This is a genomic window from Streptococcus suis, from assembly GCF_002964575.1.
GTDB classification, from domain to species: Bacteria; Bacillota; Bacilli; order Lactobacillales; family Streptococcaceae; genus Streptococcus; species Streptococcus suis_R.
The window spans coordinates 35,711-47,421 of the sequence record NZ_POQQ01000076.1 but is presented as its reverse complement, the minus strand read 5'-3'; the positions used below and the strand labels follow the sequence as shown (position 1 = coordinate 47,421).

At 41.0% G+C, this 11,711-nt stretch carries 4 protein-coding genes and 2 pseudogenes; all 6 read right to left on the bottom strand.

Translation table 11 applies throughout. The features are described 5' to 3' along the window. Position 1 precedes the first annotated feature (1 nt). On the bottom strand, positions 2-1,570 hold the full coding sequence (gene asp2 / locus C1E58_RS09880; RefSeq protein ID WP_105210218.1) for an accessory Sec system protein Asp2: 1,569 nt from the start codon (positions 1,568-1,570) through the stop codon (positions 2-4). Then, on the bottom strand, positions 1,570-3,132 hold the full coding sequence (gene asp1, locus C1E58_RS09875; protein WP_105210217.1) for an accessory Sec system protein Asp1: 1,563 nt from the start codon (positions 3,130-3,132) through the stop codon (positions 1,570-1,572). The genes asp2 and asp1 overlap by 1 nt, the downstream gene beginning before the upstream one ends. Positions 3,133-3,143: 11 nt before the next feature. After that, the gene (secY2, locus tag C1E58_RS09870; RefSeq protein WP_105210216.1) at positions 3,144-4,349 is read right to left on the bottom strand and encodes an accessory Sec system protein translocase subunit SecY2; all 1,206 of its coding nucleotides are present in this window, start codon (positions 4,347-4,349) and stop codon (positions 3,144-3,146) included. A 594-nt stretch (positions 4,350-4,943) separates the two neighbouring features. Further along, a complete protein-coding gene (gene tnpA, locus C1E58_RS09855) occupies positions 4,944-5,408 on the bottom strand; it encodes an IS200/IS605-like element ISSsu4 family transposase (protein ID WP_105210215.1) in 465 nt (154 codons plus the stop codon). A 299-nt stretch (positions 5,409-5,707) separates the two neighbouring features. Further along, a pseudogene (locus C1E58_RS12640) lies at positions 5,708-7,912 on the bottom strand (MucBP domain-containing protein); the annotation flags it as partial. A gap of 147 nt (positions 7,913-8,059) precedes the next feature. Further along, positions 8,060-11,473 (bottom strand): annotated as a pseudogene (locus C1E58_RS12635) (mucin-binding protein); the annotation flags it as partial. Between the last annotated feature and the right edge of the window lie 238 nt (positions 11,474-11,711).

Below are 11,711 nucleotides of genomic sequence, written 5' to 3'. Positions count from 1 at the left end.
CCTAACTCCTTCCAAAATCATGGGACAATATACGGTTGTACTGGGTCAAGAACCACTTGTTAATAGAAAAACTATTGTCATTGTGGCGCCCCTCATACCCCTTTGTGAAAATATGGACCTCATCTTCCGCCAAAAAGTCAATTAAGCGGATGGTCGCTAAGGGATCATAGTCATCTTGCTCCATATAAGCAATCGCATAGCGTGTATCTTTCAAATCAGCTAGTGCAATCTTCTCCCAGAAACGAAGGTTAAATTCCTTAATCGATTCCTTAGAAGAATGACCAACAACATTTCGGAGCATGTCTATACTCGTCTCAAATTCATCTGGACGTCTCAACTTTAAATTCGTCACTACGTCACCTAAGTCTGTGAAAGGTTTCCCTACAATAACAGCGTGAGGTTCCAAGACAGCAGAATAATAAAGCCCTCCATAAGCCCCCATGGACAAGCCTGATAAGATCAAATCTTGCTTAGAAAAACCAAGGTAATCCAAAGTTGTTCTAATTTTTTCTACAATCTGCTCCTCTAACTCTTTGGTTCCAGAATAGAAGCACCCTCCCTCAAGCCTTGGATCTGCCAAAAGCAGGAAAGGACAACCTAGATTTTTCATCATGTAGAAGCCCTCAAAACCTTCCGCAGAACGATAACCAGAGAAATAAACATTCAGTGGTGGCTTCAAGTCACCTGGATAGAAATAGGAAAAAATTTCCTGCCTTCTACTATCTACCATCCTTTTTCCACCTAAAATGAAGCGTCCAAGTCCGCTCCGTGAGAAACGCCAGTGACAAGGACCGAATTTTACCTTGCCTTTTCCCTTAACATAGAATGAAATTGTATAGTAACCTGCATCGTCTAAGTCCGGCAATTGAACAGGCTCGGCAAATTCCTGCTCCTCAAGATATCGACGATCCATGACATCTGAGATACTTCCTTTTCGAATAGTCGAAATCTCTAAACGAAGAGAGATATTCGCTTGTTTTTCATACTCAGGCCAAATCTCAATCAGTTTCTCGGCCGCCATGATATTATAACGGAAAGTGAAGAGTTGGGTAAAATCTTGACCAAAGTCCCCTTCAAACTCGACACCGACATTCCCGTCATATTCCATTCTTCCTGTAAATTGAGGATGGATATCAATATCTGCCACTTTCAACTTCTCACCATATTGTCCATTAAACAAATTCTTAACCAAGAACAAGGCTTTATCTCCCGCTTGGGCCATTTGAGGCAACATCTGTGGACACATGGAACGAACAAGTCCATCTCCTTGCTGGTCTGTAATTTCTACACCTTGATCAAGAAAGATAGAGTAGGGATCTAGCCACTGTTTAAAGACCTCAAGAGTTGCTTCAGAAACAGATTCGCTAACAACCAAAGCAGCCAATTGAAAGGGTTTCTTCGGTTTTGGCAATTCACTGGCCTCATCCCAGATCAAGCCTTGAACTTGCCAATCTTCTAGAAGAAATTCTATCGAGGACTGGTCAGTGAAAAACCATTCGACATCCGCAGGCAATTCGACAGCATCCGCCCAATTTTGCTTTCCAACTTGTACAATTCTAACTTTTGCCATCAGTTCTCAAAAAATTCCTTCCATTGTTTTATCAAGTTCCCACCAGTGTAGTCTGTCATCAACTCAACAGACTTAACCAAGGAACGATTCCAATTCGCCAGACCATCACAGAAATACTGAACGGCTGCTTCTAAATCTCCAGCATGCTTCAGCACCCAACCATTTTCCTTATGTTCAACATAAGCTGTCTGAACACGGTTAATCTGCGGTACCCCAGCACTAATGGCCGCAATCTGCGTATAGAGGTCTGGTTGTGGTGACAAGTCCAAGACCAGACGGGCAGTATCCAGCTGCTGAATAATCTGATTTTCATTTGTTAAACACCCAAACTGAATCGATTTCAGAACGAAATCATCTTCTCCTTCATCAATTTGGTTTTCGCCCATCAATGACTTAGCAGTGAAAAAACGATTGACATCCCGTGCTTCATAAATATGACTAACAATTTGATTTTCCAAGTATTGTAATGGGTAATCCTTTTGATAGGTCACAAAGTGCAAATGAATGGTCGGATATTTCTCCATGATATCTAGTAAGATTGGAAAAAGCTTAGGCATATCCTCTACACCATCGACCAAGCAATACAGAATGATCTCCCGTAAGAGCTGACTCTGTCCCAGACGCAAGCGGGTATCAAAGGGAGTAATTCTATGCAAAGAGACATCTGTTAAACCTTGATAAGCGATAAATTGCAAGATTTCTTCTTCCTTTGAACTCGTATCAACCAAAATATGTTTAGAAAAGAGTAGGATAGACGAAAGCAATTCCTTATCTTCCATATCAAACCGCTGACCGAAGAAGGAGAACATCTTATGATGAAGAGGAAAAACATTCAAGAACATAGAAGCATGCTGCTGGTCAGCTGTAATGACTAGAACATCCTTCTCTTTAACATGCATTTTTTTGAAAACTTCCAATCTTTCTAACATCAACGCTTCCCATGATTGATAGAAGGAATGTGCCATAGGCTTATCAGAAACGGGATTAATCTCTAACAGATAATCTTTTTCTGCGAACCATTCACGGACTTGCCAAACTCCATTGGTATTTAAATAGTCTTGATAATAAGGCTGATTATCTCTGAAATAAATTAAACTAGACAAAAAACCTCTATCATCAAAAACGTACTTTTTATCAAACAAGTCACCTTGAAAGAATTGAATATGGAGTAAGTTTCCATTCTCTGCAAAATGGATTTCAGCCAATTTTCCTGCATCACTTTGTGCAATGACTGCAAATGGCGAATAAATAAATTGGACGCCTTCTGGCCAGTTCAAATCCTTGAAATGAATGGCTACCTGGTTGGAAACAGCAATGTTTTGAATATCATCAAAGAAAGACCAATAGGATACACGATGCAGACCATGCTTATGGAAAAAATAGTGTAGTTGCGGCTGGTAACCCAATAAAATCAAGCCTGCCTTTTCATCAGCATGATCAAACATTTTGACCTGGTTTACAGTATCATCAAAACTCATTTGTTCAAATGTTCTATACCAAACAGGTGTCTCTGCGCTCCACTTTCTCTCCTTACTATACCAAGACGGTACAAAATAATACATGATTTCTCCTTTTAAATGATATGGTCATATTTTTTCCAAGACTGAATAATATCAACCTGTTCAACAATCGTCAACATCAAAGTCGTAATAATATAGATATTGTTCACCATCATGCCCAGACCAGTATCTGCTTTAAAGTACCAAGTCAAAAGAAGTGGCAAGCCACCCATGAAACAGGTATAAATCGCACCGATAAAGGCCAATCGATTTAGCTTTATTGTCAAAAATACCTGCGTGGCTTTTCCTGGACGAACGCCTTCAATATAGTCACCGTTCTTTTGCATGTTTTCCGCCACATCCGTCGGATCCATGTTAAAATATGCGAACCCATAAGAGAGTAAAAAGAGAATGACATTATACAAAAGAATCCCCGCTAATGATGCGATTGATAACTGATTTTCAACTCCTCTCAGCACTTCTAGTTGCGGAAAAAGAGCCATCAACCCCTGTAAAAGCAAAACTGGCAGAGTCATCAAGGTCATTCCGTACATAAAAGGCATTCCTCCTGCAGGAGTCAATCGAATTGGAATATAGGACGATTTGAGCAAATCACTATTAATCATAATCCTTCTGATTGGGATACGGTATTCCGCCTTGTAAATGTAGATAGTCAACCAAACTAAAGACAAAGCTATAAGAGACAGTCCCACCAAGACTAACGGATGAGAGAACTTCGCTGTATCAAGAGCAGTAATACTCATGATAAAACTGAGTACCATCCCCGTCACAATGATTGCTGATGAACCACCCAAGCCCTTCTCATTATTGAGATTTCCAAGCCACATTAATACGAAAGAACCAGCAAGCAAAATCAAAATCGTTGCTAGCTGACGATAAGGTGAGGCGGTGAATTCCGATTGGACTGCAATAAAACCAAAGGACTGAATCAAGCCAACTAAAAGCATAATAAACATCTGACTGATATGATTTTGAACCTGAGTGAAGCCATCATTTACCTTCAAGACAGTCGCAAAGCGCCATAAAATCATACTGGTCATCCACGGACTCAAGCCAAGTGAAAACAAATTGAGTCTAGAAAATTCCCCACCAGTAACCAAGGCAAAACTATTCAAGGTTTGCGCCAAAGCCGACTGATGCTGACTCAGGTTTTGAGGATAGGTCGACAATGGTATGTACTTACCTAACATATAAATAAAGAGAACAAGCACAGTCCAAAGAATACGTTGCGTAAGACTGGAAAACAATATTTTTTTCATGAAACTCCGATATTTTTTCTTTCTATTTTATCATAATACATGATAAATAGCACTTACTATCTATTATAACCGTCGCTTGGCGGGATATGTCACTTCAACAATTTACGAAAAAGCGAATCCAAACAACCCCGTTGGTTGAAACTGGAGTGGGAGTGAGAAAGAACTCTATTTTTCAAAAATGAGTTCGTCTTCTCACCCCCGCATAGTTGATTAGGTCAGATTTGGAGTGTGAAACACGAACAAATCTGCCAATCAACCACTGCGCTGAGATGTTGACACGAACTATGAGAAGCGAGGCTGGACTTTTTGCCCAGCCTCGGTTCGATGACAACAAGAAGAAATGTCGGCTGAGAGTCTTAAAATGCATGATTCTAAAATTGTTTGAATAGACTGAACCTTGGGAAAACTCCTTTTTGATTTTCATTGAGTATTAGCCTATCATTTTATTGAAAATCATGACCACCCGTCAAACGGGTGGTTTGAACAAGGGCTATAAGCCCACATCACCAGCCAGCGCCTAAAGACGCTGGCTTTCACTTTGTTCAAGCCTCACTGCTTTTGACTCGTCACTAGCCTCTTAAAGAGGCATTCGTACTACTTGCCATTATCCCTAAAGGGATCTTCATACTCTTTTACACTCAATTTATCAAGTGCTATATCATGCTTTTCCTGCTCTTGTATATATTTCTTAATTGTGGCTTCATTAAGTCCAACTGTACTTACATAATAGCCCTCTGCCCAGAAATGGCGATTGCCAAATTTATATTTGAGATTGGCGTGTTTATCAAACATCATAAGAGCACTCTTACCTTTTAAATAACCCATAAAGCTTGATACACTTAATCTCGAAGGAATACTGACTAACATATGAACATGATCCGGCATCAGATGTCCTTCGATAATTTCTACGCCTTTATAACTACACAAACGTCGGAATATTTCTCCCAAGCTACTTCGATATTGATTATAGATGATTTTTCGTCTATACTTAGGTGTGAAGACAATGTGGTACTTACACAACCACTTTGTATGTGATAAACTATGTGCCTTTTGTGCCATACTTTTCTCCTCTCGCTTTACAATAGGCTTGAACACCTTTATTGTATCGCGTTTGGAGTTTTTTTGGTATAACCTTCGTCGCACACCCGCATAGCGGGTGGTTTATTTGTCACGCACCTTACGGAGCGTGACGGACTAAAAGTCACATAAATAAAAGACCCTATCCAATAATAAATATTGGAATAGGATCCTTAACTTAATGCCGTTGCCTATAGGACCACTTTTTCAAAAAGTCGATACTTTTCTTATCTATTTCATCTTATATAGTGGAGGCAAATACCTTTTACTACTAAAACTAATTAGTCTTCCTTGCGACGACGTTTACCTGCAAGAGCAAGTGCTGCAACAAGCATACCGACACCAAGAACTGCTGCTGATGATGAAGCTTCACCTGTATTTGGCAATTGAGCTGCACCAGCCTTAGCAGGAGTTGCTGGAGCTGATGGTTTAGCAGGCGCTGAAGGAGCCTGTGGGTTTGGTGCAGCAGGGTTGCTTACCTTGCGGTAGATGTGAGTTGTGTTACCGTTTGGATCTGTTACAGTCTTACCTGTGAACTCATAGCCTGGGATTGACTTGTTAGGTGTTGTACCATCTTCTTGCGGTGCAATTGGGTTACCATTTTCGTCAACGTGGTTTGTCACAACCTTAGTTACCTTGCGGTAGATGTGAGTTGTGTTACCATCTGGATCTGTTACAGTCTTACCTGTGAACTCGTATCCTGGGATTGACTTGTTAGGTGTTGTACCATCTTCTTGCGGTGCAATTGGGTTACCATTTTCGTCAACGTGGTTTGTCACAACCTTAGTTACCTTGCGGTAGATGTGAGTTGTGTTACCATCTGGATCTGTTACAGTCTTACCTGTGAACTCGTATCCTGGGATTGACTTGTTAGGTGTTGTTCCTTCTTCTTGCGGTGCAATTGGGTTACCATTTTCGTCAACGTGGTTTGTCACAACCTTAGTTACCTTGCGGTAGATGTGAGTTGTGTTACCGTTTGGATCTGTTACAGTCTTACCTGTGAACTCATATCCTGGGATTGACTTGTTAGGCGTTGTACCATCTTCTTGCGGTGCAATCGGGTTACCATTTTCGTCAACGTGATTTGTCACAACCTTAGTTACCTTGCGGTAGATGTGAGTTGTGTTACCGTTTGGATCTGTTACAGTCTTACCTGTGAACTCATATCCTGGGATTGACTTGTTAGGTGTTGTTCCTTCTTCTTGCGGTGCAATTGGGTTACCATTTTCGTCAACGTGATTTGTCACAACCTTAGTTACCTTGCGGTAGATGTGAGTTGTGTTACCGTTTGGATCTGTTACAGTCTTACCTGTGAACTCGTAGCCTGGGATTGACTTGTTAGGTCTTGTACCTTCTTCTTGCAGTGCAATTGGAAGACCTGTTTCTTCGTCAACGTGGTTGGTTACAACTTTCTTAGTAGGTGTTTCTACTTTACGGTAAACGTAAGTTACTTCAGTAGTCTTACCACCTACAACAGTACCAGTTTCAGGACCATCAACACGGACAAGCTCATAAGTTGTACCATCTTCTGTAGTGATAGTGTTTGGCTTGTTATCAGTTGTGTCATAAGACTTACCTGCTGGAGCGTTTGTTTCATCGTTTACAGGTCTCTTAATAGGCGTACCGTCTTCCGTCACATAGTTCACTACAACATTACCAGTTTGAACGTAAGGGATTGGTGTATCCTTACCTGACTCATCTGGAGTTGGTGGTACATAACCCTTGCTTGGATCTGTTGGATCAACTGGTTTCAATGGCTCATTTGTCTTAGGATCAACTGGTGTGAAGCCTGGTACATGTGGGATTGATGGAACATTACCGTCTGGGTAAGGTGTCGTTGGATCGATTGGCTTATCTGGGTCCTTTGGATCGAATGGATAAGGGATTACTGGGTTAACTGGAGTTGGATTCTCTGGTGTAGCAGGAATTTCAGGGATCCAGTTAGCGACTTTCTTATACACATAAGTGATTTCAGTTGTCTTACCACCTTCAACAGAACCTGTTTCAGGACCAATTGTCTTAGATGGGATCAAGACATAACGTGAACCATCTTCACCAGTAATCTCAGTTGGTTTGTTATCAGTTGTGTTGTAATCAGAACCTGGTTTAGCGTTTGTTTCATCGTTTACAGGTGTCTTAATAGGCGTACCGTCTTCAGTCACATAGTTAACAACAACATTACCAGCTTTTTCATAAACATAGGTAACTTCTGTTGTACCCTCTGTAACTTTTCCAGTTTCAGGAGCTGAACCAGCTTTCACTTCATCCTTCGGCAAGATATAGTAAACTTCACCAGTTGTATCGTCAATGATTTTCTCTGGTTTGTTATCAGTTGTATCATATGCCGTACCAGTATCTGTTACTTTTGTATCTGTAACATCTTTAGCGATTGGGTTGCCTTCTTTATCTTCATAATGAACAACAACATCACCTTGTACCAACTCGTACACATAGGTTACTTCTGTTGTACCTGGTGTAACAGTACCTGTTTCATTTGAAGGAACTGCAGATGGAACAAGTTTGTAGATTTTACCGTCTGCTGTTGTGATTGTGTTTGGACGGAGGTCAGTTGTATCGTACTTAGTACCTGTAGATGTTTCTGGAGTGTCTTCTACTGTGCTTGCTGTTTCTTTACCAGCATCAGTTACACCTGAAATTGGGTTACCATTTTCATCCACATAGTTAACAATAACGTTACCTTTCACTTCTTTGTAGACGTAAGTTACTTCTGTTGTCTTACCAGCTTCAACCTTACCAGCCTCAGTTCCTTTTGTAGATGCTGGTACTAACTCGTAAACTTTCCCGTCTGCTGTTGTGATGGTGGTTGGTTTCAAGTCTTTTGTATCGTACTCCGTGCCAGGCTTACCATCCACAGTATCATTAACCGTACTTGCTGTTGGTGCACCTGTGTTGGTTGTACCTGATAGTGGGTTACCATTTTCATCTACATAGTTCACAACGACGTTACCAGCTTTTTCATAGACGTAAGTAACTTCCGTTGTACCTTCTACAACCTTACCAGTTTCTTTGGCTGCATCTTCAGGTTTGATTTCTTTGTAGTAGTAAACATCGCCAGTAGCATCTTCAATGATTTTCTTTGGTACACGGTCAGCAGTAGAGTACTCTGTACCTACAAGAGCTTCGTTTGTATCAATAACAGGAGAGGCAATCACTTTACCGTCTGTGTTTACATAGTTAACGACAACATCGCCATACTTAGGATTTTCTTTGTAGTAAACTACTTCGTTGATGTCTGCGTCAGTTGCAGTTACAGTCTTATCCTTGACTGTTTCTGTCATTGGCGCATCAGCACCTTCAAGAGTAGTACTGCTTGCTGTATAACCTGGAACTTGTGGAAGGACATTACCTTTAAGAGTATCTGTCGTATCAGCTACCCACTCACCGTAAGTCACTTCACCAGTTACAAGGTTGACTTGAGCTGGACGAGTGAAGGTTACAGTTTCAGTCTTAACAAGTGGTGTACCTTCTGTAGAGTCTTTTGGCAAGACATTACCTGCAGCATCTACACGAACTGGTGTACCATCTTCATACTTGTACTCAACTGTACGGGTTACTTCTTGAGTTGTTTCCAAGTTTTCAACAGTTGCTGGCCATACTGGTGAGTTTGGATCTGTTGGATCTACTGGGTCACCTGGTACAGCACCTTTAGGAACCTCAACGACACGTGGCTTAATAACAACAAGGAATTCTTGCTTAACAGCTGTATCGTAGTCGTAGTCTTGACCTGCGTCTGCTGTGAAGTTGTCAGATACAAGCTCATAACCAAGTTTTTTGTACTTGTTAATGGTAGCTTCTGTTGAGTAAGTGATGTCTGTACCTGGGTTACCTGTCAAAGTACCTGAATCTTCTAAGAAGTCTGCCGCACCTTGAACTTGGTAGCGGATGATCGCTTCTTGGATAACTGGTTTATAAACATGAGTCGTTTCTGTCATATTTACACCAGCATATCTTAATGTAACTGGCAATGTAATACCTAGCATAGTATCTGGTGTGTCACCAGGACGACGGTCACGTCCAAAGTGGAGTTGGAGATAGTTCACTCCTCCGCTACCATTATTTGTAATACCTAGATGCGATAATCCTGAAGCTTCATTTCTAAAGCGAATATCTATCCACTCATTATTTCCAAGTGTAGAAAGGTTCAACTGACTAGCATCTGTCAACTCTCTGAGAGTTCCACCAGCCTGAGTTGTAACTTTGTAAGTGCCGATAAGCCCAGGATCCAACATAAATTCTGTATTGGATTGTCCAATCCCCATCTTAGAAGTCGTTATTATCTTAATGAAACCATCTTCTGAAGTGGTTGAATAATCATGGGTACCTGTGTAGTTTGGATCAGCAATCCAAATTTCTTTAACAACAGCTTTTTCACCAGCAACAGGACGAACAATGGTCTTGTATTGGAAATACGGTCCGCCATCAGCCCAATTTAAAGGATAGCCTTGACGAACTTGCTCTACATAAGGTGCACCCGCAACAGGAGATACTTCTACAGTACTCGTCGTAGTTTTAACAAATTCATAACCAGAAAATTCACGAACACCTGATGGAGTATTTGTTAAACCAGGCATTGTTACCATTGTATACGTGCCTAGTGTCTCTCCATTCTCAGTAACATACGAAGTCGTATTTGTAATAAGTTTTGGGATTAAACTATTTGGAGAAATAGTATTCTTATCAAATGTTACAAGAAGCGTACCAAATGCTGAATCCGAAATAGAATCAGCAGAATATGAAGCTATGATTGGAATATTCGCTGATTGAGCTTGAAAATGAGTAAATTCTGCAGTTTGCGTCGGACTCATTATATGAGTCTCTAGAACATTACCATTTTTATCTACTAATTCAACTAAAATTTCATCAGAGGCATCTTTTGCAACTGATGCTCTTAAATAAGCACCATCAGTTGATTTTCCTCCATATCCACGAGGTACACCAACCGTATTGTCATACCATACCGTACCATTACCACCTAATGGGAAAAACTTAAATGTAGTATAGCCTGCAGTTTCAGTCGGTTTTAATGTCCCTGAAGTGGTTGATGTTACAGCTGCACCATTTGGATCATCCATTGACGGGCCTACGGTTGGACCAGCAAGTACCTGAACACCTGTTCCTTTTCCACCAAGACTTGCACCAGTTACAACAGCAAGCGATACTTGGATATCTTCAGTTCCCAAGAATTTACGCAATTCCAAGGCCAAGGCTTCTACGTTTGAACGAACCGCATTGATTTGTGCATTAACAGTTTCAAGAGTTGCTACTGAGTCTTTCAAGACTTTAGTTGCTTCACTCGCAGCTAATTTTGTTGCGTTAGCGGCTGTTTTCAAAGCAGAATTATCGCTATCAGATGTAGCAACAAGGCGGTCAGCTTCGTTTGACAAAACTTGTGCTTCTGAGATATTTTGCTCAAGAACAACTTTTGCTTCTTCAGCAGTTGCAGGTGTTGTCGCTGCTGGTGCTGCTGGTGCAGTAGCTGTAGTAGTTGCTGCTGGAGCCTCAGTTGTCGTTGAAGCTACTTCTGCTTTCTTAACAACTTTGATCGTAACAAGGTTTTCAGCACCCTCTGTTATTTCATGTGAACTTATTTCTTCCTGACCTTCGGCCAAAATATAACCTTCTGGTAGTTCTGCTGTTACGTCAACAGTTGTTTTAGCAGTACTATCAGTTGTTTTAACTGTTGCTGACTTCACAACTGCCTCAACAAGAGTACCATCTTCAAGAAGGTACTGAACGATATAGTTGATAGTTGCTGTACGTTCTGTAGCGGCTACCTCTGTTGTTGTAGCTGCTGGTGCTGCTGTTTCAGTAGCTGTAGTAGTTGTTGCCTCAACACTTGTAGCTGGCGCAACTTCTGAGCTAGCCTGTGTTGAAGATGTCGCTGTTGTAGAAGCTAACGCTTCTGATGAAGCAGCTGTTTCTTCCGCTTTTACTGCTTGTCCGCCTGCACCGAGTGCCAAGGACATACCAAGCAAGACGCTAGCTGCTCCAAAATGGTATTTACGAATCGAGAAATGTTGTCTCATTCCATACCAGTTAAATGTTTTTTTCTTTGCCTTACGCATCGAAACCTCCCTATAAATGTTATTTTTTATAGACAGAAAAGAAAACGCGTGTTCAAAACGTACTCTTAATGATGTCCTTTTAGTCTTGTTCTAAATTACTTAATTTCCTTTTTAACCAGCGATGGTTTATCTAGGGTGAACTTTCTGCATTGAAGACTGAACCCAAGCAGTTATAAGCCCTTACATTTGAAGCCAAGCA

Bases quoted from the DNA above. Each gene is read 5' to 3' on its own strand.
- asp2 (WP_105210218.1), bottom strand. From the start codon at position 1,570: ATGGCAAAAGTTAGAATTGTACAAGTTGGAAAGCAAAATTGGGCGGAT.
- asp1 (WP_105210217.1), bottom strand. From the start codon at position 3,132: ATGTATTATTTTGTACCGTCTTGGTATAGTAAGGAGAGAAAGTGGAGC.
- secY2 (WP_105210216.1), bottom strand. From the start codon at position 4,349: ATGAAAAAAATATTGTTTTCCAGTCTTACGCAACGTATTCTTTGGACT.
- tnpA (WP_105210215.1), bottom strand. From the start codon at position 5,408: ATGGCACAAAAGGCACATAGTTTATCACATACAAAGTGGTTGTGTAAG.